Raw genomic sequence first — 23,104 nt, 5'->3', positions numbered from 1 at the left:
CCTCTGGCAACGATTTCACAGTATGGTGCGCATTCGAACGGGGACGTACAGAAACCGGCCGACAGGCGCGGTCATCATTCGGGGTCGGCTGTGACAATCTATCTGCCCATCGCAGAATTGTCGGTGAACATTTTCATCATTCTCGGCATGGGGGCGGCCGTCGGATTCCTGTCGGGAATGTTCGGCGTCGGCGGCGGCTTTCTGATCACGCCGCTGTTGATCTTCTACAATATTCCCCCGGTCGTTGCAGTGGCGACCGGCGCCAACCAAGTCGTGGCGTCGTCGATATCAGGCGCGATCACGCATTTCCGGCGCGGCACACTCGACGTCAAGCTCGGCACGGTGCTTTTGATCGGTGGCCTCTCGGGCGCGACGGTCGGCATCTGGATCTTCTCGCTGCTGCGCGCCATCGGCCAGCTCGATCTGATCATCTCGCTGATGTACGTCATCTTCCTCGGCACCGTCGGTGGGCTGATGCTGCTCGAAAGCATCAACGCCATGCGGCGGGCTGCGCGCAACGAGCCGCCGGCGCCGCGCAAGCCCGGCCACCAGCACTGGGTGCACAAGCTGCCGCTCAAGGTGCGCTTCAAAAAATCGAAGATCTTTCTCAGCGTCATTCCGATCGTTGCGCTCGGCTTTGCGATCGGCATCCTGACCTCGATCATGGGTGTCGGCGGCGGCTTCATCATGGTGCCGGCGATGATCTATCTCCTGCGCATCCCGACCAATGTCGTCGTCGGCACCTCGCTGTTCCAGATCATCTTCGTCACCGCCTATACGACGATCGTGCAGGCGGCGACGAATTTTTCCGTCGATATCGTGCTCGCCTTCATCCTGATGGTGGCGGGCGTCATCGGCGCGCAATACGGTGTGCGCGTCGGCCAGAAGCTGCGCGGCGAGCAGCTGCGCGCCCTGCTCGGCCTGCTGGTGCTCGCCGTCGGCCTGCGTCTGGCGATCGCGCTGGTGGTGACGCCGGCCGACGTCTATTCGGTGGTGATGGGAGCCGGCAACTGATGCGCCTGCTTGCCGCCGCCATCATGTTGCTTTGCCTGCTGCCGGCGGTGGCCGGAGCGCAATGGCTGCCCGGGCAGTCCACCGAAGCGGTGCGCGAAGGGTTGGAAATCGGCACGTCGACCAGCGAAATCGCCATTACCTCGGACTTCCACGGCGCCGACCTGACGATCTTCGGGGCTCTCTCGAACACCGACCAGCTGCTGCTCGCCATCGGCCAGTATGATGTGGTCGTGGTGCTGGAGGGCCCGCGCCAGGATGCGACGGTGCGCAAGAAGGAGCGCGTCTTCGGCATCTGGGTGAATACGCGCTCGATGACCTTCGAGGCGGTGCCGCACTCCTATTCGATGTCGAGTTCGCGGATGATCGATGACCTGACGACACCGCTCGAACTGACCGATCAGGGGATCGGCATCGATCACATTCCGCTGACGCCGGTCGGCTTCGTCGGCGATGGCAGCAATCTCGGCGAATTCCGGGATGCCTTCCGGCGGCTGCAACAGGGCGGCGGGTTCTACGACCGCAACCCGAGCGGCGTGCGGTTCGTTTCCTCCAACCTCTTCAAGGCGAGCCTGCGCCTGCCGGCGAACATTCCGAACGGCGTCCACACGGTGCGCGCCTATCTGTTCAAGAGCGGCAATCTGGTGACCGAGGAATCGCTGCCGCTGCGCGTCATCAAAACCGGTATCGAGCAGACGATCACCGATGCGGCGCACGGCCAGCCGATCCTCTACGGCTGCGCGGCCGTGGCTCTCGCCGTCATCACCGGCTGGGGCGCCAGCCTGATCTTCCGCAAGGACTGATCCGCCGCAAGCGCGGCGCCGAGGCGCATTCGGATAACGTCAGCTATCCCGGCTGCACAAGGAAACATCCGGGGAAGTTCGTATTCGACTAAAAACCGGTCTTTAACATTTACGAGTTAGTAATCTCTCGGAAACGAGAGGTTTTGTCATGCGTACTCGTATCGTTCTGACCGCCGTGGGTCTCGCGCTGCTTGCCGGCTGCGCGACGGCGCCGAAGCAGACGCGAAACATCTGCGCCGTCTTCGACGAGCGCGACGGGCTTTTCTCCAGCTGGCAGAGTGCTGCCGAGCGGACGCAGAAGAAATATGGCGTACCCGTGCCGATCCTGATGGCGACGATGTATACCGAATCCGGCTTCCAGCCCTATGCGCGGCCGCCGCGCACCAAGCTGTTCGGTTTCATTCCCTGGACCCGGCCCTCGACCGCCTACGGTTATTCGCAGGCGCTCGACGGGACTTGGGATCATTATCAGTCGCAGACCGGAAACTGGACGGCGCGGCGGACGAACTTCGCCGACGCGATCGATTTCATCGGCTGGTATCACTATCAGAACAGCGTGGAGACCGGCATTCCGCTGAACGATGCCTATAATCTCTATCTCGCCTATTATTCCGGCCCGACCGGATACAAGCGCGGCGACTGGCGCTCGAACGGGCAGTTGCAGCAGACGGCGCAGAAGTTCGCGCGGATGGCAGGGACGTATCAGCAGCAATTGCGAGAGTGTGATTGATTTAAGGATGCGCCAAGCGCTATCCCCGCAAATTCCCGTAGCGGACCGAATAAATCCGATCGCGACCCAGTAGATGCGCCACCAGCGAAGCTTTGTCGAACAGGCCTTTCATCGCGTGATGACCGAGGTCGAGGCCGCCGCTCATGACGCCGAAGGCCGGCATCAGGAGGCGAGCGCCATCGGTGGCGAAACACGGGCGGCGGACGGATTTGTCGCGGCGGCGCACGGTCGCCGACGGGTGCAGGTGGCCTGATATTTCGCCGCTCTGCAAGCCGTTCCTCGGCTCGTGACGGAAGGTCAGGCCGGCATAATGCATCTCGTCGGCGGATGTACCCGGCAGATCGACGATGCCGTCGGGATCATGGTTGCCGTTGATCCAGATCCATTCGCGGCCGCGCGCCATATTGACGATCAGCGCCCGAAAATTTTCCGGCAGATGTTTTGAGCCGACGCGGTCGTGGAAATTATCGCCGAGCGACACGACGAGCTTCGGATCATAACGTGAGACGACGGCGGCAAGCACGGTCAGGGTCGCCAGCGTATCGTAAGGCGGCAGCATCATGCCGCGGCGCGCGAAGGCGGCACCCTTTTCCAGATGCAGGTCGGAGACGACGAGCAGGCCGGCATCCGGCAGATAGAGGGCGCCGAGCGGATCGCAGACGGCGCCAATGCCGTTCACCGATGTCTCGATGCCCGGTATCGCGGCCGGTCCCGATATGTCGCGCGCCAGCGCCAGGCGGTTCATCACTGTCGTCATTCCCAAATACAGTCATCATGCCAGAGCTTCGGCGATCAGATCGTCCGCCGCTTCGGCAAGCAGCGCATCATGGGCCTCGCCGGGCACCGCCTCGCGTCCGATTTCCAGCATCACCGGCACGGCTAGCGGGGAAATATGGTCGAGCGGGCGATGGGTGATGTGGCCCCTGATTCGCATCAGCATATCGCCAAGACGCCTAATATCCAAAAGTCCGGTCGCCGCATCCTGGCGGGTTGCCTGCAGCAGGATGTGATCCGGCTCGTGGCTGCGCAGCACGTCGTAGATCAGATCGGCGGAGACGGTGATCTGGCGGCCGCTCTTTTCCTTGCCCGGATGGCGGCGCTCGATCAAGCCCGCAATCACGGCGCAATTGCGGAAGGTGCGCTTCAACAGAAAGGATTCGTCGAGCCAGGCTTCGAGATCGTCGCCGAGCATGTCCGCGTCGAACAGGTCGGAGAGGTTGAGCCGGCCATTGCCGATCATCAGCCCCATATCCTCGAGGCCCCAGACGGCCAGCGAATAATCGGTGGCGACGAAGCCGAGCGGCTTGGCGCCGGCCCGCTCCAGCCGGCGGGTGAGCAGCATGCCGAGCGTCTGGTGGGCGAGACGGCCTTCGAAGGGATAGGCGACCATATAGCCGCGGCTGCCGCGCGGGAAGGTTTCGATCAGGAGCTCGTCGCGCTTCGGCAGCATCGACTTGTCGTTCTGCAGCGACAGCCAGTCGCGCACCTGATCCGGCAGGCGGCGCCAGCGGTCGGGATCGGCGATCATCGTCCGCACCTGCTCGGCGAGATAGGTCGACAGCGGAAACTTGCCGCCGTTGTAGGAGGGGATCTTCGGATCGAGGGAATAGGCCTGCGAGGCCAGGCATTCGTTTTCGCGGATGCCCTCGAAACGCAGCACCTTGCCGGAGAAGACGAAAGTATCGCCGGGCGACAATTGCTCAAGGAAATATTCCTCGACCTTCCCCAGCGTGGCGCCGCCGCGGCCGATCCTGCCGCCCTCGCCGCGCTTGACCATGCGGATGTTCAGCATCGGGCTTTCGACGATGGTGCCGAGGTTGAGGCGGTATTGCTGGGCGACCGCAGGATTGGAGACGCGCCAGCGGCCCTCCTTGGTCTTGCGGATACGGGCGTAACGCTCATAGGTGCGGAGCGCATAACCGCCGGTCGCGACGAAATCGACGATGCGCTCGAAGGTCTCCCAGCTGAGATCGGCATAGGGCGAGGCGCTGATGATTTCATCGTAGAGTTCCAGCATGTCGAAAGGTTCGGCGCAGGCCATGCCGAGCACATGCTGGGCGAGCACGTCGAGCGCGCCGCGGCCGACCGGCGGGGTATCCTGCGCGCCGATATAATTGGCATCGAGCGCTGCCTGGCACTCCATGACCTCGAAGCGGTTGGCGGGCACAAGGATCGCCTTCGACGGTTCGTCCATGCGGTGGTTGGCGCGGCCGATGCGCTGGGCAAGGCGCGAGGCACCCTTCGGCGCGCCGACATGGATGACGAGATCGACATCGCCCCAGTCGATGCCGAGATCGAGCGTCGAGGTGGCGACGACGGCGCGCAGCCGGTTTTCGGCCATCGCCGCCTCGACCTTGCGGCGCTGGGCGACGTCGAGGGAGCCGTGGTGGAGCGCGATCGGCAGGTTGTCGTCGTTGATCGTCCACAGCGCCTGGAACAGCATTTCGGCCTGGCTGCGGGTGTTGACGAAGAGCAGCGTCGTCTTGTGTTCGAGGAGCTGCCTATATACGTCGGGTATGGCGTAGCGGGCGGCATGACCGGCCCAGGGAATGCGCTCTTCGGTCGACAGGATCGAAATATCGGGCTTGGCGCCGCCTTCGACGACGACGAGACCGGCATGGTGCTCCCTGCCTTCCTGTTGGCCAACCAGCCATTTCTGCAAATCCATCGGTTCGGCGACGGTGGCCGACAGGCCGATGGTCTGGAGGCCGGGGGCAAGGCGGCGCAGGCGGGCAAGGCCGAGCGACAGCATATGGCCGCGCTTGGAGGTGACCAGCGAATGCAGCTCGTCGAGGACGATATATTTCAGGTCCTTGAAGAAGCGCTCGGCCTCGCGGTTGGCCAGCAGCAGGGCGACCTGTTCCGGCGTCGTCAGCAGGATGTCCGGCGGGTTGAGCTTCTGGCGCTGGCGCTTGGCGTTCGGCGTATCGCCGGTGCGGTTCTCGATCGTAACCGGCAGGCCCATCTCCGCGACCGGCTTCATCAGATTGCGTTCAATATCGATGGCCAGCGCCTTCAGTGGCGAGACATAGAGCGTGTGGATGCCGGTGAAGGCGGAGCCGGGCGGGATCTTGCCGCGGCGGGTGAGATCGATGAGCGATGGCAGAAAACCGGCGAGCGTCTTGCCGGCGCCGGTCGGCGCGATCAGCAGCGTGCTTTCGCCGGCCTCGGCGCGGGTAAGCAATTCCAGCTGATGGGCACGCGGGCGCCAGCCCTTTTCCGCAAACCAGCGGGTAAAGGCGGCAGGCAGCAGGGCACGGGCTTCGGAATCGATCTGGTCCACGCCCTGAAGGTAGTGAAAGCTCAAGGAAAAAGAAGAGCGTCCCGCCCTTATGAGCATGATGCCGAAAAGTGTGAGCGGTTTTCGGACGACATCATGGCCTGCTTCCTTGATCCAGATCCGGATGATTTCAGGCTGGAGCAGCCAGAAATCATCCGGATCTAGATTGCGATATAGCGGTCCTTGCGGTGGTTGATGGCAATCGTGAGGTTGAGCACGACGGCACCGAGCACGGAGCAGGCGATGATGAAGGGGCTGGCGACGAAGAAGGACAGCGCCAGGATGACGCAGTCGAAGCCGAGCTGAACGAGGCCGGCCCGCCAGCCGAGACGATCCTGGATGTAGAGGGCAAGGATGCCGATGCCGCCGAGACTGGCGCGGTGGCGGAAAAGCGCCAGCATGCCGGCGCCGATGACGAGGCCGCCGAACAGCGCGCCGGCGATAGGATTGACATGCGCGATGCCGATAAAGCCCGGGACGAATTCGGACAGGACCGAGGTCAGCGCAATGGCGGCGAAGGTCTTGATGGTGAAGGCAGGCCCCAAGCGGCGGAAGGCGAGATAATAAAAGGGCAGGTTCACGGCGAAGAAGCACAAGCCGAAGCTGAAGCCCGTCGCATAATGGGCGAGGAAGGCCATGCCCGCCGTGCCGCCGGCAAGCAGTCCGGCGCCGGAGAGCAGCGAGACGCCGAGCACGGCGAGCATGCTGCCGGCGACGATGCCCTGGGCGTCGTCGAAGCGCGAATGACGATCGGCGCTGGAATTCAGAAGGCCTGAGAAGGCGTTGGATGCCATGTTGTTCCCCTGTCGGCTTTTTCCCTCTTCTATCCGGCGGAGGCATAAAGGCAAGCAGGGACGGCGCCTCTTGACATCAGCCTTAATCGTAGATATTTTTTATCCACGAATTGAGGAGGCCGCCTGCATGAAGATGAGCGACGGGGTCGAGCAGGCCATTCACAGCGTAGCGATGCTTTCCGGCCTCACCGCAGGCGGCGTGCTTTCGGCCGCGGCGCTGGCGGAATTCCACGGTGTGTCGACGAGTTATCTCTTGAAGCACCTGCAGGCGCTGTCGGGGGCGGGCATCCTCGATACCGTACCGGGGCCGAGGGGCGGATATCGGCTGGCGAAGGCGGCTGAGGAGATCTCACTGCTCGACATCCTGCTCGCGGTTGAAGGACCGGCCCCGGCTTTCCGCTGCGCCGAAATCCGCCAGCGCGGGCCGAACCCGGTCTCCGACCGCTTCTTCGCCAAGCCCTGCAACATCAGCGCGGCGATGCTTCGGGCCGAGCGGGTCTATCGGGCCGAACTCGCCAAGACCAGCATCGCCGATATCGGCATCGAACTGAATACCCTCGACGACGGATCGATCGCAGCCAGAGGCTGCGCCTTCCTTGAAATCCATGAACGCAAGACGGCTCGTTGAGCCACTCACACCGGAGAAAGACCATGCAACCACGTTTCAACTTCGCCAAAGCCGCTCCCGACGCCTACAAGGCGGTCGCCGCACTCGAGCAATATGTCCAGTCCTCCGGGCTGGAGCGCCGCTTCATCCACCTGATCAAGCTGCGCGCCTCGCAGATCAACGGCTGCGCCTATTGCGTCGACATGCATGTGAAGGAAGCCCGCCATGATGGGCTCTCCGAACAATGGATCAACCTGATGTGCGTCTGGCGGGAATCGCCCGTCTATGACGCCCGCGAACGCGCCCTGCTCGGCTGGGTCGACGCGGTCACCAACATCGCCAAATCAGGCGCCCCGGATGCCGACTACGAGACGCTGAAGGCGCATTTCTCCGAGAAGGAGATGACTGAGATCACGGTGGCGATCGGCGCGATCAATATCTGGAACCGCCTCGCTGTCGGCTTCCGCTCGCAGCATCCGGTCGATGCCGCGCCGAAGGCAGCGTGACCGATATCGACGAGAAACCGACCCGAAAATCTCGGGTCGGTCGAATATCTGATCAATCCTGATCGGCAGCGGCCCGTGTGGCAACGGCGTCAGAGCCATTGTCCGAGAGGTCGATGCTGTTGAATATGTCGCGGACGACTCTGGTAATTTCCTCTGCGGAAGCGCCCTTGGCGTATTCTTCCTGCATGCGGCGTCTCACAAGTTTTTCCAAATCTGACATAACTCACCTCATCAAATCCGGCGCGGGAGGAGTGTCGCGCCGGGGCTGGTATCAGGCAAGTTACGATTTGTTTAGAATGGCTTACCGTTTTGTAAGGTTAGATCTACAGCGCGATGTAGCGATCGGCGCGGTGGTTGATGGCGACGAAGAGGTTGAGGACGACGGCGCCGAGGACGGAATAGAAGACGACCGGTGGGGTGGTGACGAAGAAGGCGGCGGCGAGCACGCACAGGTCGATGGCAAGCTGGACGAGGCCGGCGCGGATGCCGAAACGCTCCTGCAGATAGATGCCGAGAATGCCGACGCCGCCGAGGCTGGCGCGGTGGCGATAGAGCGCCAGCAGGCCGAAACCGAGCAGCAGGCCGCCGAGCAGGGCCGCCCAGGCCGGATGAATGCTCGATATCGAAAAGAACCGCGACTGCACATCTGCCAACACCGAGGTCAGGCCGATGGCGATGAAGGTCTTGATGGTGAAGGCCATGCCGAGGCGCTTCCATGAGAGATAGAAGAATGGCAGGTTGAGCAGGAAGAAGCCGAGGCCGAAATTGACGCCGAAGGCATAATGCAGGAGGAAAGCCACACCGGCGGTGCTGCCGGTGAGAAGGCCGGCGCTGGCGAGCACGTAGAGCCCAAGTGCGGCAACGAGGCTGCCGGAGAATATGCCCTGCATATCTTCGATCGGGGTGTGGCGCGTCGCACTGGTATTCCAGACGCCGCCAAGGGCATTGATGAGCTGTGTCATGTCGCCAGTCTCCACGGCAGACGAGTTGAGAAGCACGCTCGGGAAGACCTGGGCGCGATGGAATTTTGCACAATGAAAGAAGCCAGAGCACCTCGGCGATAATTGCCGCGCTCTCTGCTGATGCGGTGCAGTATCGGGTTTTTCGGGCTTCCGATCAAGCGAAATAGGTAAGCAATACTGACCTATAAAAACATCGCAAGAAAAGTTCGCTCACGCCGCCTTGCGCGTAAGGAACAGAATGCCGGACACCGGCTTTCCGCCATCTTTGCGAATGACCGACTTGACGGTCGCAAGGATTTCGAGGTCGTGGCGGGCAAGAAGCATGCTGACATAGCTTTCCGAATGGGCGTAACGCAGCGACGGGGCCAGATGAAAACCATCGCCATGGCCCGTATCCTCGACGGAAAAGGCGATATCGGCGCCTGGCGCAGCGAGTTCTCCGATGATGGCAAAGACGCTTTCGAGATTGCCGAGATACATCAGCACATCGGCTGCCGTCACCAGATCGGCGCGATGGCGCCCGGCACCCGCAAAGAGCCCGGAGAGCTCGGGCGCGAGCGAGAGATCGGCCCGGGCGAGGTGATCATAAACCCGCTTCTCGGCGGCCTTGGCCAGCATGTTCTGCGAGAGGTCGAAGCCTTCGAGGTGGGCGACATTGGCGCGGATCTCCGGGCCGAGCAGGCCGGTGCCGCAGCCGAGATCGATAGCGCGGTCATAATGCCTGCCGGTGGAGGCGACGAGGGCTGCGAGCTTCTGCGGGACGCTGTAGTCGAGTTTGTCGACAAGGGCTGATTCGAATCGATCGGCATAATCGTCGAAAAGGCGCTCGACATAGGGGCTCGGCGGACGGTCGGGCGTGGCGACATCGCCGAGAAGGGCGAGCTTGAGGGCGGCGCCGAAAATATCATCGGGATCGAGGGCAAGCGTCTTGCGATAGGCTTCGATCGCGGCAACCGCCCTGCCCGCCTTTTCCAGATAGGTGGCGAGGCGATACCAGCCGGCGGCCCAGGCGGGCACGAGTTCGAGCGCCTGCTCCATCAGCTCGGCCGCCGCCTCCGGCTCACCGCCCTCTTCGAGCATCCTGGCATAATCGGCGCGGCGGTCGGCGATGACATCGCCGGAGGAAAGCTGGTGGGGCTGCATCAACGGACCTATTGGTTGGCCCGCATTTGGCGGCGGTCACAAAAAAACTCAAGTCCTATTTCAGAGGCGAAGCGGCCCAGCCACAAAGGGAGCGAATCGGCCAAGCCCGCAAGGGGCTTAGGGGCCAATTCCGGAAAGGGCTTGCGGGCTGAAGGCCGTGACCTTATTCCAAGGGCAAATAGGAGATGGCGTATGTCCGATCAGGCGAACAGATTCCTCGGCGATTCAATCGGCCGCACATTGATAAAGCTTATCGTGGTGTCGCTGATCGTCGGTTTCGTCATGACCGTGTTCGGGCTGACGCCGTGGAATATCATCTATGGAATCCGCGACTTCATCCTGGAAATCTGGCACCGCGGCTTTGCGGCCCTCGGGCGCGTCGGCGATTATCTGATCCTCGGCGCGACGATCGTCATTCCGCTCTTCGTCATCCTTCGCCTTTTCAGCTATCGCCGGTAATATGACATCCATCGATCTTTCCCGGCGCGGGCTGCTGCGCCTTTCCGGACTTGCGCTCGCCGCCGGCATCGCCGGCTGCACCACGACCCCGCGAATCGCCGGCACGCCCTCGGACGGCGAGGACGAGACGGCGCGCGTGCTGCCGCTCGTCAACCAGCTCAGGGCAAAGAACGGCCTGCCGCCGCTGGCCATCGACCCGGCCGCGAGTAACGCCGCTCTGTTCCAGGCCAAACGCATGGCGAGCGCCGGCAAGATGGCGCATCTGATGGGGATGACCGACAGTTTCGGCGCACGTGTGAAAGCAAGTGGTGTCCGGCTGCCGGCGGCCGAGAATATCGCCTCCGGCCAGCAGAGCGTCGATGCGGTGGTGACCGCCTGGATCAATTCGCCGCATCATCTGGAAAACATGCTCGGCCGTTATGACGGCCTCGGCGTCGCCGTCGCCCATAATGCCTCTTCCCGGAACCTGCCCTATTGGGCCATGGTGCTTTCCAGCTGAGGCGATTCCGCCTGCAGCAGTTCAAGTGATGCAGCGTCTGTTGCGCGTCTGAAACGACGCCTGGCGCTGCCGCGACGAGGCCGGCATGGATACACGCAGCAATCACAACGCGCTTGCTTTCGACGTGACGCACCTGATGGTGCTGTCGATCGCGCTTCCGATGACGCTCGGCTTCATGACGACGCCGCTGCTCGGGCTGACGAACACCGCCGTGGTCGGCCGGATGGGCAATGCGGAGGCGCTGGCGGGGTTGGCGATCGGCGCGATGCTTTTCGATCTCATCCTCGGCAGCTTCAACTTCCTGCGCGCTTCGACGACAGGGCTGACGGCGCAGGCTTACGGCCGGCGCGACCAGCACGAGCAGCAGGCGGTTTTCTCCCGGGCGCTGATTTCGGCGCTCGGCTGCGGGCTGGCGCTGCTCTGTCTTTCGCCGCTGCTGATGGCGGCGGGCTTGACGCTGATGGGGGCGGAAGGCGCGATCGCCGAGGCGACCAGCACCTATTTCTCGATCCGCATGCTGGCGGCACCGGCAGCGCTCGCCAATTACGCCATCCTCGGCTTCGTGCTCGGGCGCGGACAGGGCAATGTCGGGCTGCTGCTGCAGGCGATCATCAACGGCATCAACATCCTGCTTTCCATCTATCTCGGCCTGAAGCTCGACTGGGGTGTGGCGGGGGTCGCCTGGGGAACGATGGCCGGCGAAACGGTCGGCGCGCTCGCCGGGCTTTTCATCGTGCTCAGCGGCTTTGACAAGACAGAGCGGCCGGCATGGGCGGAGATCGTTTCCAGGCACCGGCTGGCCGAGCTTTTCGCGCTCAATCGCGACATCCTGATCCGCACCTTCGTGCTGATCGGCGCCTTCACCATCATGACGCGGATCGGCACCGGCTTCGGCGCGGTGACGCTGGCCGCCAATGCCGTGGTGATGAATTTCTTCCTGCTGTCAGGCTATTATCTCGACGGGCTTGCCAATGCCGCCGAACAGATCATCGGCCGGGCGATCGGCGCACATTACCGGCCGGCCTTCGACCGCGGGCTGAAGCTTACGACCCTGTGGTCCTTCGGATTGGCGGCGCTCGGCTCCGCCTTCTTCTTCCTCGCCGGCCCTTGGCTGATCTCGGTGCTGACGACCTCACCCGAAGTGCGGCAGGCGGCCGAAACCTATCTGCCCTGGGCGGCGGTGACCGGGCTGACCGGCGCGCTCGCCTTCCTGATGGACGGGGTCTTCATCGGCGCGACATGGTCGGCCGAAATGCGCAACCGGATGCTGATGTCCTTTGCCGGTTATCTCCTGATGCTCGCGGTCTTCGTGCCGCTCTTCGGCAATCACGGCCTGTGGCTGGCGATGAACGCCTTTTTGCTCTTTCGCGGCGTCTTGCTGGCGATGCTGGTCAAGCGCCGGGCCGATCAGACCTTCCGCGCCGCCCAATAATCCAGCCTGGTGTCGCGCAGGTCGCTGATCGAGGCGGCCTTTTCGCGGTCCAGGAGTTTCGACAGGCCGCGGACGATATCGCCGGCCAAGCCAGGGCCTTCATAGACCATGCAGGAATAGAGTTGGACGAGATCGGCGCCCGCCCGGATCTTTTCCAGCGCGGTTTCGGCCGAGGAGACGCCGCCGACGCCGATGATCGGCAGATCGGGGCCGACGCGCTTGCGCATCCGGGCGAGCACCGCCGTCGACTTTTCGAACAGCGGCACGCCGGAAAGGCCGCCCGCCTCCTTCGCCCGGCGCTGATCCTTGAGGCCGTCGCGCGACAGCGTGGTGTTGGAGACGATCAGCCCATCCAGCGCATGCGAGAGCACTTCCGCGGCGATATCGTCCATGCCTTCCTCGGTCAGATCGGGGGCGATCTTCAGGAAGACCGGGATCTTCCGGCCTGTTGTCGCCGCCATCTCGTCGCGCGCCGCCAGCACGGACGACAGCAGCGCGTCCAGGCTTTCGCGCGCCTGCAGGTCGCGCAGGCCCGGCGTGTTCGGCGAGGAGATGTTGGCGGTGAAATAGCGCGCGACGGAATAAAAGCGGCGGATGCCGGCGACATAATCGGCGATGCGATCTTCGCTGTCCTTGTTGGCGCCGATATTGACGCCGATCATACCGCCGCCCGTGAGCGCGACGAGGCGCCCGAAGGCGGCATCATGGCCTTCATTGTTGAAGCCGAGGCGGTTGATGACGCCTTCATCCTCCACCAGGCGGAAGATGCGCGGGCGCGGATTGCCGGATTGCGGCTTCGGCGTCACCGTGCCGATCTCGGTAAAACCGAAGCCGAGCTTCAGCAGCGCTTCCGGCACCTCGGCATTCTTGTCGTAGCCGGCAGCCATGCCGAGCGGATTTTCGAAGGTAAGGCCGGCGACGGTCTGGCGCAGACGCGGATCAGGGGTAATCTGACAGGCGGGCACCAGGCCGGATTTCAGCGCGGCGATCGACATGCCGTGCGCCGTTTCCGGATCGAACAGGAAGAGACCCTTGCGGGCGAGACGCTTGAAGGGATCGATCATGGCGTAAGCTCCGGGAAGATATGGGCGCCGGCTTCGTCGAGCGGCAGCGCCGCCTCCCAGAGCACGGCTGCCAGCGGCAGATCGGCGAAGAGATGCGGGAAGAGATCGCCGCCGCGTGAGGGTTCGAAGACCAGCTTGTCACCGAAGCCGCTGCCATCAACGGCAATCAGCAGCAGGCCGGACTGGCCGGCAAAATGCAGGGCGGCGGTCTGCTTCACCTGGGCTGCCGTCGAGAAATGGATGAAGCCATCCTTGAGATCGATGCCGGCGCCATGAAAAATGCCGGTTTGTCTGGCTTGCTGCCAAAGCGTTTCCGTCACGATCTTGTAAAGGGTCGGTGTCACGCTCATTATGGCCTCGCAATTGCTGGTCCTTGGGTCACGAGGGCTTTGCCGGAAAGAGGCGGCGATGTCCACGCCCCGGCGCGAAAAACGGGACCAGTGGAAGCAAATTCCGGAGGATGAGACGATGAAGATTTTGGTTCTCACACTTGGCGTTATTCTCCTGCCGTTGGCGGCCGCAGCCGCGGAAGCCGATGCGGGCCGCTTCCAGTTGGAAAAGAGCGGCGACCATTTCGTCCGGCTCGACCGGCAGACCGGGGCGATGTCGATCTGCCAGGACAAGGACGGCGCCCTCGTCTGTCGGATGGCGGCGGATGAGCGGGCGGCCTATGAGGACGAACTCGACCGGCTTTCCGAGCGGGTGACGAAGCTGGAACAAGGCGGCGTCATCCAGCGGGCGCTGCCGAGTGATGCCGAGGTCGAGCGTTCGATCAGCATCATGGAACGGATGATGAAGAGTTTCATGGGGATGGTGAAGGAGTTCCGGGCCGAGGAAAACACCAATCCCCTTCCGCAGAAGACCTGATCTGATATAGTCCTATACCAGCAAACCAGCATTCAACGCGGAGGGACGGCGTCGCATGCCGGCATGATCGGGCTCTTGGGAGGGAGTTTTCGATGCACGAACAGACCATCATCATCGCCGACGATCATCCGCTTTTCCGCGACGCGCTGCGCCAGGCGGTCATCGGCATGGAGGGCCGGCAGTCGATTATCGAGGCCGGCGATTTTGCGGCCGCACGCAAGGCGGCCGGCGCCCATGCGGATGCCGACCTGATGTTGCTCGATCTCGCCATGCCTGGTGTCAGCGGCTTTTCCGGCCTGATGGCGCTGCGCTCCGAATTCGCCAGCCTGCCGATCGTCATCGTCTCGGCAACCGACGATGCGACCACGATCCGCCGGGCGCTGGAACTCGGCGCTTCCGGCTTCATTTCCAAATCTTCCGGCATCGACGACATTCGCCGCAGCATCCAGACGGTGCTGGCCGGCGATATCGCCACGCCCGAAAGCTATCGCGACGGGCAGGAGCAGGATCCGGATGTCGCCGACCTGATCCGCCGCCTGCATACGCTGACGCCGCAGCAAAGCCGGGTGCTGACCATGCTTGCCGAAGGGCTTTTGAACAAGCAGATCGCCTACGAACTCGGCGTCTCCGAGGCGACGATCAAGGCGCATGTCTCGGCGATCCTGCTGAAACTCGATGTCGACAGCCGGACGCAGGCGGTCATTCAGCTCGGCAAGATCAACATGGCGATGGTCGCCTGAACGCCCAGCAGCGAAATGACATCCGATATCGGCCGGCGGCTAAGGGCAGGATTTTATTCCTCTTTTGCCTTTACTCAGGCGGTACGGTCGGTTAATATTCGGCCCGGTTGAAGCGCGGCGTGCACGAGCCGCCGGGATCAGGCGCATATGCTGTCACACGAGCAGATCTGGGGGGCGATCGACAGGCTTGCCGAACGGCACGCGCTGACGCCATCAGGTCTTGCACGGCGCGCCGGGCTCGACCCCACCTCCTTCAACAAGTCGAAGCGGCTTTCCGCCGACGGGCGGCTGCGCTGGCCCTCGACGGAATCGATCGCCAAGGTGCTCGACGCGACGGGGGCGAGCATAGAGCAGTTTCTTGCCTTCCTGCGGCCGGGCGCCGCGCTTTCCGAACAAGGGGCTGAACAGTGGACCGAACAGCCTGATCGCGCGGTTACGCCGCAGGGCAGCTCGATTCCGCTGCTCGGCTTCGCCCAGGCCGGCGCCGGCGGCTTCTTCGACGATGGCGGCTTTCCGGCCGGCCAGGGCTGGGACGTGGTGGAATTTCCGGCAGCCCCGTCGCAGAAATCGGGCGTCTATGCGCTGGAGGTGCAGGGCGAAAGCATGATGCCGCTCTATCGCGACGGCGACGTGCTGATCGTCGAGCCGGCGGCGCAGGTGCGCCGCAACGACCGCGTCGTGGTCAGAACACGCGAGGGCGAGGTGATGGCCAAGGTGCTGCTGCGCCAGAGCCCGCGGTCGATCGAGCTGCTGTCGCTCAATCCCGACCATCCCAACCGCACCCTCGAGCTTTCCGATGTCGATTGGATCGCCCGCATCATCTGGGCCAGCCAATAGGAAGATATTCCATGCGCCCTGCCGCCGTCTTTACAGGTCTCATCGGGATGGCGGTGGTGGCCGGCCTGCTGATGGCCGGCGAAGCAAGGCTTCGCGGCGGCACCGCCGGCGACGAAACGGTATCTACGGAGGAGACGGCAAGCGCCGCGGCGGTTGCGGCTCCCGAGCCCGGCGAACCCGCGATATCGGACGAACAAGCCGAAAGGATCGCCGGCTTGGCGGAACCGGCGCCACCTCCAGCGCCGGGAGCAGGCGCAGGACCGGGCGACCGCGAGGCAGCCAAACCCACCGATGTCACTCAGCAAGCCCAAACCGCCACCCAGCAAGCGGCAGGTCCGGCCGCGAAAAAGCCGGTGGAGCTGGCGCGGCCGGCGGTCGAAAATGCCGGCAGTCTTTCGTTCGGCGAGCGCCGGCTTCAGCTTGCCGGCGTCATTCCGACAGCCGCCGATAAAATATGCGGGCCGGCGGGCCGGCAATGGCCCTGCGGCATGATGGCGAAGACGGCGCTGCGCCAGCTGCTGCGCAACCGGAGCGTCAGCTGCGATCTCGATACCGCGGAATGGAAGGGAACCGTGTCGGCAACCTGCCGGCTCGGCCCGCAGGATCTCGGCGCATGGCTTATCGAAAACGGCTGGGCGGAAGCGGCGGCGGGTTCGCCGCTTGCATCAGCCGCCGAGACGGCCAGGCAGGCGGGAAAAGGCATTTACGGCGACGACCCGCGCCGGAGATAACCGGCGGCCTTGACAGGGAGCCGATCCCTTGTAATGCCGGCTGCCAATTCCTACTCTGGGCTGATTGAAAAGGGAATCAGAGATGAACAAGCCGCTTTCCGCCCATGACGCGCTGATCTACGTGATGGTGATGGCCTCCGCCGTCGACAGCACGATGAACGACCGGGAGATGGAAAGGATCGGCCAGCTGATCGGATTCCTGCCCGTCTTCCGGGATTTCGATGACGACAAGCTGATTTCGGTGGCGCGCGACTGCGCCTCACTGCTTGCCGGACCGGAAGGCCTCGACGTCGTTCTCGAAACCGTGCGCGACACCCTGCCGGCAAAACTCTACGACACCGCCTATGCGCTGGCCGTCGAAGTCGCTTCCGCCGATCTTTCGGTCAAGGCGGAGGAACTCCGGCTGCTCAGCCTGCTGCGCGACCGGCTCGGCTTGGACAAGCTCACCTGCGCGGCGATCGAACGCAGCGCGATTGCTCGTTTCCGCAAGGGCTGAACAAATTGGACCGCGGCTTCAATAGAGCCCGTAGGGAAAATACCTGAGATAGATTTCCTGAAGACGACCGTTGCGCGACAGCGTAGCGAGCGCGTGGTCGATGGCCGCCGTCAGCACGCTGTCCTTCTGCCGCAGCATGATCGTCATGCCCTCGCCGAGGAATTGTTCGGAGAGATAGGGGCCGTCGAACAGCGCGCAGCATTTGGCCGAGGCCGGCGCGGAAACCCAGAAAGAAAGTTGCAGCGCATCGGCAAAGGCGGCATCGACCTTGCGGTCCTTGAGCGCCGCCAGCAGGGCGTCCTTGGTGTCGAAGGCTTGCGCTTTGATCGCCGGAAAGAAGGCTGAAAGCATCGCCTCATGCACCGTCCCCCTGACGACACCGACCGGATGGCTGGAAAGCGCAGCAGCGGTCTTTCCGTCGAGCGGCAGGGCGAGATTGCGGACGAAGCGTGCCGGCAGCATCAGGTAGGGCCGGGAGAAAAGGAATTGCCGGCGCAGCTCCGGGGTCACGGCAAGACCGGCGATAACCGCATCGCCCTGCGAGGCGGCGAGCGCATCCTTCAAATCGGCAAAGGGAATCGCCTGGATCTGGCACTTGTCCGAGATCTCCAGCTCGCTGCAGATTTCGCGGGCGAGGTCGACATTGAAACCGGACAGCTTGCCGTTCTGATCGGTGAAATTGAACGGCGGAAAATCGACCGAGGTCAGGAAGCGCAGCCGCACCAACGAAGAGAGATCGGGCTTGGCAAGACGCTCGCGGGCATCGAAAAGCAGCGGCAGCGAAGGCGCCGCCTGCTGCGCGGATGCGGCAAGACCCGACAAAAGTGCTGACAAAAACAGGCCGAATGCGAGAAAGCCCTTCAGAGTCAGGGATGCCAGCTTGGATTGTGTCATCGTGGTCTTGGTCTCGGGGTTCAGGGGCAAGCGTTGCGGCGTCGGCAAGATGTATCAGAGTCATACGGGACGGGGAATATGGGTGGGAGTGACGGGAGCGGACGACAGTCGCGTCGGCACACCCGCCTCGCCCTTCGAGGCCCCTGGCGCTCCAAGGCTTTGTCTTGGGTGCCATGGGCACGAACCTCTCAGCCCCTAAAAATTGCCGGCATCCACCGCCCCCGTGTTAGCGCAGAATTAAAGAATATCGCCTTTTATTTGTGGCGACGACATCGGACCCCGCCAGCCGATCGCATGATGCACCCGTCAGTCCAAACATATCCTTGAACCACGATATTGAAGCAGCACCTTTTCTGCAGCAATTGATTTCAAAAGCACCGGGCGCGCGACACGCCCCGTCAATCGGGTGACATTTCCATGTTGAAGCATCTGAAAATCCGTACGAAAATCATCTCGGTCGTGGCGCTGCTCGGGCTGGTCACGATGGCCGGCCTGATTTATGTCATCGCCGAGTTCCGCCGGGCGGACGCCGCCTACAGCGCCTTCATCGATCATGAGGCCCAGGCCTCGATGCTGAGCGCGCGCGCCAGCGCATCGGCGGTGGCCTCGGTGCTGCAGGTCACCCTGCTTGCCGACATGAAGCCGGATACGCCGGCGTACCAGACGGCGCTTGCCAAGCCGAGCAAGCTGCCACAGGCGCGTGACCAGATGAAGCAGGCGCTGGCGCTGGTGCCCGGCCGCAAGGCAGCGATCGATGAGATCCAGGCCGGCATCAATGAGATCGAAAGCCTGGCGAACAAGATCATCGAGCAGAGCAAGGTCAAGGACAGCGCCGGCGCGCTTTCGAATGTCGCGCTGATCAATGCCAAGCTCGGTGCGCTGACGCCGAAAATGACCGCCAACAACGACGCGATGATGGCAATGCTCAACGACGGCGGCGACGCGCTCTCGGCGTCGGTCAACAGGCGGATCGTCTTCTGCTTCGTGCTGATCGGCATCGCCGTTCTTCTTGCCGTCGGCTTCAGCGTGGTCGTCGCCCAGCTCGGCATCGCCGGCCCGATGATGCAACTGCGCCAGCGCATGACCCGGCTTGCCGAGGGTGACACCACCAGCGATGTCAGCGGTCTCGACCGCGGCGACGAAGTCGGCGAGATGGCAAAGGCAGTCTCGATCTTCCGCGACAACGCAATCGAGCGTGCAAAAATCGAGGCGCGCGCAGAGGCCGACCGCAATGTCAGCGACAGCGAGCGCCGCGAACGCGAGGCGCAGAAGACCCGCGAAGCCGCCGAACTCGACCGCGCCGTCGCAGCCCTCGGCGATGGCCTGCGCCGCCTGGCCGCCGGCGATCTCGCCTCGCATATCGACGAGCCCTTCGTCGCCCATCTCGATGCGCTGCGCCAGGATTTCAACAACTCGGTCGAAAAGCTCGACGAAACCATGAATACGGTCGGCGCCAATGCCCGGGCGATCGGCGCCGGCGCCAATGAGATCCGCTCTTCTGCAGACGAGCTTTCCAGGCGGACGGAACAGCAATCAGCCTCCGTCGAAGAAACGGCGGCAGCACTCGAAGAGATCACCACGACGGTGCGCGACGCCGCCAAGCGTGCCGAGGAGGCGAGCCAGCTCGTCGCCCGCACCCGCCTCGGCGCCGAGAAGTCGGGCGAGATCGTCCGCAAGGCCGTCGCGGCGATGCAGCAGATCGAGCAGTCCTCGGTCGCGATCGGCAATATCATCGGCGTCATCGACGACATCGCCTTCCAGACCAACCTGCTGGCTCTGAACGCCGGCGTCGAAGCCGCCCGCGCCGGTGAAGCCGGCAAGGGCTTTGCGGTCGTCGCCCAGGAAGTGCGCGAACTCGCCCAGCGCTCGGCCAATGCCGCCAAGGAAATCAAGTCGTTGATCACCAATTCCGGGACGCATGTGCAGACCGGCGTCTCGCTGGTCGGCGAGACCGGCAAGGCGCTCGATGTGATCGTCACCGAGGTGCAGGAGATCAACCAGCACGTCCACGCGATCGCCGAAGCCGCGCGCGAGCAATCGATCGGGCTGCAGGAGATCAACACCGCCGTCAACACCATGGACCAGGGCACGCAGCAGAATGCGGCGATGGTCGAGCAATCGACGGCGGCCAGCCACGGCCTCGCCACCGAAGCGGCAGCGCTCAACAACCTGCTCGGCCAGTTCCGGCTGACCGGCACGGGCGGTTTTACCGCCAGCGCGCCGATCGCGTCGGCCCGGCCGCCGGCAGCAGCACCGCGCGTGGCTCCCCGCCCGGCAGTCGGGGCCGCCCCGATCCGCGTTGCCAAGGAAGGGACAGCCCGCCCCGCCGCCTCACCGGCCCGCGCCCTCGGCCAAAAAATCGCCAACGCCTTTGGCGCCGGCCCCAGCACTCCGTCGAGCCAGGATCCGGACTGGACGGAATTCTGAGCAGCAGATCTTCGGCGCAAGGCACGGCTGCCTGGTTCGGACCACCGATTGCCCCTCACCCTAACCCTCTCCCCGCTCGCGGGGCGAGGGGACGTGCCCTGCGAGAGATGAACGAGGAACGGAGAGGTCGCGGCATGGTCCCTTCGCCCCGTTTACGGGGGTCCGAAGGACGGGTCGAGACCCGTGGCTCGACCCCGGTCGGTGGCGGCAGCCGGATGAGGGGCGGACGGCGGACGCCGCCCTTTCCCTTTGAGGCTTCGCCTAACCCGGCCGCCAACCAATCTCGACCAGAATGTTTCCAGGCGCCGTGCAATAAAACAGCCAGCCGCCGCGCATGGCGACCGGCGGGCCGGACAGCGCAGTACCGGCAGCAGCCAACCCGGCATGAACGGCATCAACATCCGCCCTTTCGGGCAGGATGAAACCGATATGATAGGTCTGGCGGCCGATCTCCACCTGATCGGCGGTGCCGAACTTTGCGATGGCGTGGCTGAGGACGATTTCGAGGCCGGCATCGTCTTCCAGGATCGCCAGGCCGTTCTGGCCGCGCATATCCTTCAGCGTCAAGCCGAAATGGCGGATGAAGAAATCCGCCGTCGCGGCGATATCCGGTACGTGAAAATCGAGATGGTTCAGGCGCATGACAGTCTCCGTTCGAAAAAATCCCGGGACTGCCTTTTGCCGTCTCCGCACGCCGCCGGGATCCCGCATCTTGATGCGGATCACGTCGCGGGTTCTCGTGCCATGGCACGGAGCAGAGCTTCGCGAGAGCGCTCTTGACGCTCCAGCGGAAGGAATCGGGCTTACCTCAACCGATCCTGCCTTTTTCGACGCTGCCGATCTAGCAGACGGCATCGATTTCGGCAATGGATGACGGTGCGGCTGGTGAAACGGGATTTTCAGCCTAATATCTATAAGTGGCTGCCGACCGCGCGATCACGGTGTCCCCGGCGACGCTTCTCGAAGGTTGGAGAGCGGCATGGGCGTTCGTGTCGTGAACTCTATCCGGCAAGGCGCTGAGTGATATTATTCATGGCATTGCGAGGGGGTAAATATGAAACCTGCAGTCATCGGCCTGATCGGCACGCTCGCTCTCGCGGGATGCAACACCGTCAGCTACAGCGGACCTGGCCTCGAACCCATCCCCGGCAGCATCACCTATAGCGGCCAGCCGCGCAGCAAACTCACCAAATCACCCCCAGGCTCCGCCTTCCCGCATGATTTCATCGACCAATACGGCCGGCAGGTCGAGGAAACCTACATCATCCAGCCCGATCGGAGCCTGATCATCGCGCATCGGCGGTACAAGCCGATCCGCTTTTTCGGGGATTAGGCTTGGTCGGCGTGAAACTTGTTGGATCAACCCGTCAGGGCCAGCCAATCACCGATCGTTTTTCCGTAACGCCGCGTGGAGCGGATGGCCGGAGCCGGCCGCTGTTGGGTTGCCACCGTCCTTCGGATTTCACGCGGGCTCAGCCTGAATTCGTGGATGAAGGCGCGCGTAAAATTGGCGGCGACCTCGAAACCGGCGGCTTCTGCGATTTCTGAAATCGGCCTGTGGTCGGCCGAATTGCTGAGATCCGCATAGGCCTGCAGCAATCGCCGCTTGCGAATATAATTGAGCACGCCTCCGTTCGCTTCAAACAGCTGGTAAAGCCGCGTACGCGAAATCCCCAACGCGCGGCACATCATGTCCGGTGTCAAGTTTTCCGAATGGAGATTGACGTGAATGTAGCGGTGCGCCCGCTCCATCAGTCCCATGTTGGTCTGGCTTTGACCGGTATCAGTCCTTGTGGACGATGCGGCGCCCGCAACGACCATATCGCCGATGGTTTGGATGATCCGGGGCACTTCCTCTATCGTCAGATTGCCGAGGTTCGTTTCGAGGCCCGTGAGATAGCCCGTGAGCAACTCGGCGTGGCTGCCCGAAAGAACCGTGCTGCCGGCGTTCTGGAGAAGGCTCGCATCGCGAGCCAGCAGCTCATAGGGCAGGAACACGAGCAAAGCTTCGGCATCGGTCATCCGTCCGCGATAGGGGCTGCCGAGAGACATGAAAAATATCTCGCCGGCACTGGTCTCGGTGACACGACGGTTGACCTCAGTCCAGGCTTGGCCGCTGCGCTGCAGGCCGACGTTCCAATGGTCGATGGGGCTCGATCCAAGCATGGCCTGATCACGGATATACCTGTGGGCATGCGCGCGCTGCTGGACGATGAGGATATCGCCGAGATGCCAGCCGATCTGCTCCGCGAGGAACCCGTCTTCCGGTGATTTTCCCTCCGGCAGATGAACATCCACGAGCGGCGCCATATGTGCCCCCCAGGCCTGGAATTGTTCTGCCGGTGGCAGGTCCTGCGTCGAGAATCGCAGCGGCACGAGTGCAGGGGAGCCATGGGGTGGGCGTTCCTTGCGCATGGCCGGTTCACGCGGCCAGCGCCGCCGTTCCATATGCGCCGGCCGTTCCTGTTCCGCGGCAGGATCATCGTCGGATTCAGACCCTGTAGCCATCCAATTCCTCCAGCGCATAACCCGACCCGAGCCATGGAAATTGAGAAAAGCAATTGTTTTTGCGGCTGAAATCTCCGCAGAACTCCGTCTGCAAAAGCGGAGGTGCTCGAACAGTCACCTCCATAAGTTGTTTATCATATTCCCCTTCGCTCTGAAATGTACGGAGCGATAATTTCCAGGACGTGAGGATAACGACAATTGCCTCCCTTAGCTGTATCTAAATAGACATCGGTGCTTTCCAAAAGAAAAACCGGACGAATAAAATATTCGCATGATCGAACGACTTAGTTTCGCGGTGTAGCGAAGTAACTATC

Annotated in this window: 26 protein-coding genes; 15 read left to right on the top strand and 11 right to left on the bottom strand. The window is 63.1% G+C overall.

The genetic code is table 11. The features are described 5' to 3' along the window. Window positions 1-90 precede the first annotated feature (90 nt). From QMO82_RS25945 to QMO82_RS25935, 3 genes are all read left to right on the top strand, one after another. Window positions 91-1,014 carry a sulfite exporter TauE/SafE family protein gene (locus QMO82_RS25945; RefSeq protein WP_097621918.1) on the top strand — a complete coding sequence of 308 codons (924 nt, stop codon included), beginning with the start codon at window positions 91-93 and terminating at the stop codon, window positions 1,012-1,014. After that, the gene (locus QMO82_RS25940; protein WP_183605608.1) at window positions 1,014-1,814 is read left to right on the top strand and encodes a TIGR02186 family protein; all 801 of its coding nucleotides are present in this window, start codon (window positions 1,014-1,016) and stop codon (window positions 1,812-1,814) included. Before QMO82_RS25945 ends, QMO82_RS25940 begins: the two co-directional genes overlap by 1 nt. Before the next feature lie 148 nt (window positions 1,815-1,962). Beyond that, window positions 1,963-2,544, top strand: a complete 582-nt coding sequence (locus tag QMO82_RS25935; RefSeq protein WP_097621916.1) for a transglycosylase SLT domain-containing protein — start codon at window positions 1,963-1,965, stop codon at window positions 2,542-2,544. Between the two features lie 19 nt (window positions 2,545-2,563). On the opposite strand, the gene pdeM is transcribed toward QMO82_RS25935, so the two are convergent. The 3 genes from pdeM to QMO82_RS25920 form a co-directional block, all read right to left on the bottom strand. Further along, window positions 2,564-3,289 (bottom strand): ligase-associated DNA damage response endonuclease PdeM, encoded by a 726-nt coding sequence (pdeM, locus tag QMO82_RS25930; RefSeq protein WP_272783178.1) that lies wholly within the window; start codon window positions 3,287-3,289, stop codon window positions 2,564-2,566. A 27-nt stretch (window positions 3,290-3,316) separates the two neighbouring features. Further along, on the bottom strand, window positions 3,317-5,827 hold the full coding sequence (locus tag QMO82_RS25925; RefSeq protein ID WP_183606634.1) for a ligase-associated DNA damage response DEXH box helicase: 2,511 nt from the start codon (window positions 5,825-5,827) through the stop codon (window positions 3,317-3,319). Window positions 5,828-5,985: 158 nt separating this feature from the next. Next, the gene (locus QMO82_RS25920) at window positions 5,986-6,618 is read right to left on the bottom strand and encodes a YitT family protein (RefSeq protein ID WP_183605606.1); all 633 of its coding nucleotides are present in this window, start codon (window positions 6,616-6,618) and stop codon (window positions 5,986-5,988) included. Window positions 6,619-6,745: 127 nt separating this feature from the next. Here QMO82_RS25920 and QMO82_RS25915 point away from each other — a divergent pair, with 127 nt between their 5' ends. Both QMO82_RS25915 and QMO82_RS25910 read left to right on the top strand, forming a co-directional pair. Continuing rightward, window positions 6,746-7,246: an Rrf2 family transcriptional regulator gene (locus QMO82_RS25915; protein WP_183605605.1), complete on the top strand. Its 501-nt coding sequence runs from the start codon at window positions 6,746-6,748 to the stop codon at window positions 7,244-7,246. 23 nt (window positions 7,247-7,269) lie between these two features. Continuing rightward, entirely contained in the window at window positions 7,270-7,731 is a 462-nt protein-coding gene (locus QMO82_RS25910) for a carboxymuconolactone decarboxylase family protein (protein WP_183605604.1), read from the top strand. A 52-nt stretch (window positions 7,732-7,783) separates the two neighbouring features. On the opposite strand, the gene QMO82_RS25905 is transcribed toward QMO82_RS25910, so the two are convergent. The 3 genes from QMO82_RS25905 to QMO82_RS25895 all read right to left on the bottom strand — a co-directional run bounded on the left by QMO82_RS25905 (window position 7,784) and on the right by QMO82_RS25895 (window position 9,836). Then, entirely contained in the window at window positions 7,784-7,918 is a 135-nt protein-coding gene (locus QMO82_RS25905) for a hypothetical protein (RefSeq protein WP_272782890.1), read from the bottom strand. A 136-nt stretch (window positions 7,919-8,054) separates the two neighbouring features. Beyond that, window positions 8,055-8,693 (bottom strand): YitT family protein, encoded by a 639-nt coding sequence (locus QMO82_RS25900; protein ID WP_183605603.1) that lies wholly within the window; start codon window positions 8,691-8,693, stop codon window positions 8,055-8,057. Window positions 8,694-8,903: 210 nt separating this feature from the next. Next, window positions 8,904-9,836, bottom strand: a complete 933-nt coding sequence (locus tag QMO82_RS25895) for a class I SAM-dependent methyltransferase (protein WP_183605602.1) — start codon at window positions 9,834-9,836, stop codon at window positions 8,904-8,906. A 192-nt stretch (window positions 9,837-10,028) separates the two neighbouring features. Between QMO82_RS25895 and QMO82_RS25890 the strand changes: the two genes are divergently transcribed. The 3 genes from QMO82_RS25890 to QMO82_RS25880 all read left to right on the top strand — a co-directional run bounded on the left by QMO82_RS25890 (window position 10,029) and on the right by QMO82_RS25880 (window position 12,226). Further along, window positions 10,029-10,295, top strand: coding sequence for a DUF6460 domain-containing protein (locus QMO82_RS25890; protein WP_183605601.1), 267 nt, complete (start codon window positions 10,029-10,031; stop codon window positions 10,293-10,295). Window position 10,296: 1 nt separating this feature from the next. Continuing rightward, the gene (locus QMO82_RS25885; RefSeq protein WP_183605600.1) at window positions 10,297-10,794 is read left to right on the top strand and encodes a CAP domain-containing protein; all 498 of its coding nucleotides are present in this window, start codon (window positions 10,297-10,299) and stop codon (window positions 10,792-10,794) included. Window positions 10,795-10,879: 85 nt separating this feature from the next. Further along, window positions 10,880-12,226, top strand: a complete 1,347-nt coding sequence (locus QMO82_RS25880; protein WP_183605599.1) for an MATE family efflux transporter — start codon at window positions 10,880-10,882, stop codon at window positions 12,224-12,226. Here the strand turns inward: QMO82_RS25880 and QMO82_RS25875 are convergent. Beyond that, on the bottom strand, window positions 12,202-13,290 hold the full coding sequence (locus QMO82_RS25875) for a quinone-dependent dihydroorotate dehydrogenase (protein WP_283196553.1): 1,089 nt from the start codon (window positions 13,288-13,290) through the stop codon (window positions 12,202-12,204). The genes QMO82_RS25880 and QMO82_RS25875 overlap by 25 nt on opposite strands. After that, window positions 13,287-13,640, bottom strand: coding sequence for a DUF952 domain-containing protein (locus QMO82_RS25870; protein WP_183605597.1), 354 nt, complete (start codon window positions 13,638-13,640; stop codon window positions 13,287-13,289). The genes QMO82_RS25875 and QMO82_RS25870 overlap by 4 nt, the downstream gene beginning before the upstream one ends. Window positions 13,641-13,758: 118 nt before the next feature. On the opposite strand from QMO82_RS25870, the gene QMO82_RS25865 reads away from it, so the two are divergent. The 5 genes from QMO82_RS25865 (at window position 13,759) to QMO82_RS25845 (ending at window position 16,961) form a co-directional block, all read left to right on the top strand. Next, window positions 13,759-14,157, top strand: a complete 399-nt coding sequence (locus QMO82_RS25865; RefSeq protein WP_183605596.1) for a hypothetical protein — start codon at window positions 13,759-13,761, stop codon at window positions 14,155-14,157. Window positions 14,158-14,249: 92 nt separating this feature from the next. Next, window positions 14,250-14,897: a response regulator transcription factor gene (locus QMO82_RS25860; RefSeq protein ID WP_183605595.1), complete on the top strand. Its 648-nt coding sequence runs from the start codon at window positions 14,250-14,252 to the stop codon at window positions 14,895-14,897. A 147-nt stretch (window positions 14,898-15,044) separates the two neighbouring features. Then, on the top strand, window positions 15,045-15,734 hold the full coding sequence (locus QMO82_RS25855; protein ID WP_183605594.1) for a helix-turn-helix transcriptional regulator: 690 nt from the start codon (window positions 15,045-15,047) through the stop codon (window positions 15,732-15,734). Window positions 15,735-15,745: 11 nt separating this feature from the next. After that, window positions 15,746-16,465, top strand: a complete 720-nt coding sequence (locus tag QMO82_RS25850; protein WP_183605593.1) for a thermonuclease family protein — start codon at window positions 15,746-15,748, stop codon at window positions 16,463-16,465. Between the two features lie 82 nt (window positions 16,466-16,547). Next, a complete protein-coding gene (locus QMO82_RS25845) occupies window positions 16,548-16,961 on the top strand; it encodes a tellurite resistance TerB family protein (protein WP_003570543.1) in 414 nt (137 codons plus the stop codon). 18 nt (window positions 16,962-16,979) lie between these two features. Here the strand turns inward: QMO82_RS25845 and QMO82_RS25840 are convergent, their stop codons facing one another. Beyond that, the gene (locus tag QMO82_RS25840; RefSeq protein ID WP_183605592.1) at window positions 16,980-17,855 is read right to left on the bottom strand and encodes a transporter substrate-binding domain-containing protein; all 876 of its coding nucleotides are present in this window, start codon (window positions 17,853-17,855) and stop codon (window positions 16,980-16,982) included. A 417-nt stretch (window positions 17,856-18,272) separates the two neighbouring features. Here QMO82_RS25840 and QMO82_RS25835 point away from each other — a divergent pair, with 417 nt between their 5' ends. After that, window positions 18,273-20,282, top strand: a complete 2,010-nt coding sequence (locus QMO82_RS25835; RefSeq protein WP_183605591.1) for a methyl-accepting chemotaxis protein — start codon at window positions 18,273-18,275, stop codon at window positions 20,280-20,282. Window positions 20,283-20,543: 261 nt separating this feature from the next. Here the strand turns inward: QMO82_RS25835 and QMO82_RS25830 are convergent, their stop codons facing one another. Next, window positions 20,544-20,924: a VOC family protein gene (locus QMO82_RS25830; protein WP_183605590.1), complete on the bottom strand. Its 381-nt coding sequence runs from the start codon at window positions 20,922-20,924 to the stop codon at window positions 20,544-20,546. A gap of 412 nt (window positions 20,925-21,336) precedes the next feature. Here QMO82_RS25830 and QMO82_RS25825 point away from each other — a divergent pair, with 412 nt between their 5' ends. Beyond that, entirely contained in the window at window positions 21,337-21,615 is a 279-nt protein-coding gene (locus QMO82_RS25825; protein WP_183605589.1) for a hypothetical protein, read from the top strand. Window positions 21,616-21,641: 26 nt separating this feature from the next. Here the strand turns inward: QMO82_RS25825 and QMO82_RS25820 are convergent, their stop codons facing one another. Further along, the gene (locus QMO82_RS25820) at window positions 21,642-22,790 is read right to left on the bottom strand and encodes a helix-turn-helix domain-containing protein (protein WP_183605588.1); all 1,149 of its coding nucleotides are present in this window, start codon (window positions 22,788-22,790) and stop codon (window positions 21,642-21,644) included. Window positions 22,791-23,104 lie beyond the last annotated feature (314 nt).

The organism is Rhizobium sp. BT04, from assembly GCF_030053135.1.
Lineage (GTDB): Bacteria > Pseudomonadota > Alphaproteobacteria > Rhizobiales > Rhizobiaceae > Rhizobium > Rhizobium binxianense.
This window is presented reverse-complemented; position numbering and strand designations above follow the sequence as displayed.

Excerpts from the sequence above, each read along its gene's own strand:
- QMO82_RS25875 (WP_283196553.1), bottom strand. The coding sequence starts at position 13,290 with ATGATCGATCCCTTCAAGCGTCTCGCCCGCAAGGGTCTCTTCCTGTTC.
- QMO82_RS25870 (WP_183605597.1), bottom strand. The coding sequence starts at position 13,640 with ATGAGCGTGACACCGACCCTTTACAAGATCGTGACGGAAACGCTTTGG.
- QMO82_RS25885 (WP_183605600.1), top strand. The coding sequence starts at position 10,297 with ATGACATCCATCGATCTTTCCCGGCGCGGGCTGCTGCGCCTTTCCGGA.
- QMO82_RS25860 (WP_183605595.1), top strand. The coding sequence starts at position 14,250 with ATGCACGAACAGACCATCATCATCGCCGACGATCATCCGCTTTTCCGC.
- QMO82_RS25880 (WP_183605599.1), top strand. The coding sequence starts at position 10,880 with ATGGATACACGCAGCAATCACAACGCGCTTGCTTTCGACGTGACGCAC.
- QMO82_RS25830 (WP_183605590.1), bottom strand. The coding sequence starts at position 20,924 with ATGCGCCTGAACCATCTCGATTTTCACGTACCGGATATCGCCGCGACG.
- QMO82_RS25865 (WP_183605596.1), top strand. The coding sequence starts at position 13,759 with ATGAAGATTTTGGTTCTCACACTTGGCGTTATTCTCCTGCCGTTGGCG.
- QMO82_RS25905 (WP_272782890.1), bottom strand. The coding sequence starts at position 7,918 with ATGCAGGAAGAATACGCCAAGGGCGCTTCCGCAGAGGAAATTACCAGA.
- QMO82_RS25915 (WP_183605605.1), top strand. The coding sequence starts at position 6,746 with ATGAAGATGAGCGACGGGGTCGAGCAGGCCATTCACAGCGTAGCGATG.
- QMO82_RS25840 (WP_183605592.1), bottom strand. The coding sequence starts at position 17,855 with ATGACACAATCCAAGCTGGCATCCCTGACTCTGAAGGGCTTTCTCGCA.
- QMO82_RS25820 (WP_183605588.1), bottom strand. The coding sequence starts at position 22,790 with ATGGCTACAGGGTCTGAATCCGACGATGATCCTGCCGCGGAACAGGAA.
- QMO82_RS25835 (WP_183605591.1), top strand. The coding sequence starts at position 18,273 with ATGTTGAAGCATCTGAAAATCCGTACGAAAATCATCTCGGTCGTGGCG.
- QMO82_RS25850 (WP_183605593.1), top strand. The coding sequence starts at position 15,746 with ATGCGCCCTGCCGCCGTCTTTACAGGTCTCATCGGGATGGCGGTGGTG.
- QMO82_RS25900 (WP_183605603.1), bottom strand. The coding sequence starts at position 8,693 with ATGACACAGCTCATCAATGCCCTTGGCGGCGTCTGGAATACCAGTGCG.
- QMO82_RS25895 (WP_183605602.1), bottom strand. The coding sequence starts at position 9,836 with ATGCAGCCCCACCAGCTTTCCTCCGGCGATGTCATCGCCGACCGCCGC.
- pdeM (WP_272783178.1), bottom strand. The coding sequence starts at position 3,289 with ATGAACCGCCTGGCGCTGGCGCGCGACATATCGGGACCGGCCGCGATA.
- QMO82_RS25845 (WP_003570543.1), top strand. The coding sequence starts at position 16,548 with ATGAACAAGCCGCTTTCCGCCCATGACGCGCTGATCTACGTGATGGTG.
- QMO82_RS25920 (WP_183605606.1), bottom strand. The coding sequence starts at position 6,618 with ATGGCATCCAACGCCTTCTCAGGCCTTCTGAATTCCAGCGCCGATCGT.
- QMO82_RS25890 (WP_183605601.1), top strand. The coding sequence starts at position 10,029 with ATGTCCGATCAGGCGAACAGATTCCTCGGCGATTCAATCGGCCGCACA.
- QMO82_RS25935 (WP_097621916.1), top strand. The coding sequence starts at position 1,963 with ATGCGTACTCGTATCGTTCTGACCGCCGTGGGTCTCGCGCTGCTTGCC.
- QMO82_RS25855 (WP_183605594.1), top strand. The coding sequence starts at position 15,045 with ATGCTGTCACACGAGCAGATCTGGGGGGCGATCGACAGGCTTGCCGAA.
- QMO82_RS25825 (WP_183605589.1), top strand. The coding sequence starts at position 21,337 with ATGAAACCTGCAGTCATCGGCCTGATCGGCACGCTCGCTCTCGCGGGA.
- QMO82_RS25910 (WP_183605604.1), top strand. The coding sequence starts at position 7,270 with ATGCAACCACGTTTCAACTTCGCCAAAGCCGCTCCCGACGCCTACAAG.
- QMO82_RS25940 (WP_183605608.1), top strand. The coding sequence starts at position 1,014 with ATGCGCCTGCTTGCCGCCGCCATCATGTTGCTTTGCCTGCTGCCGGCG.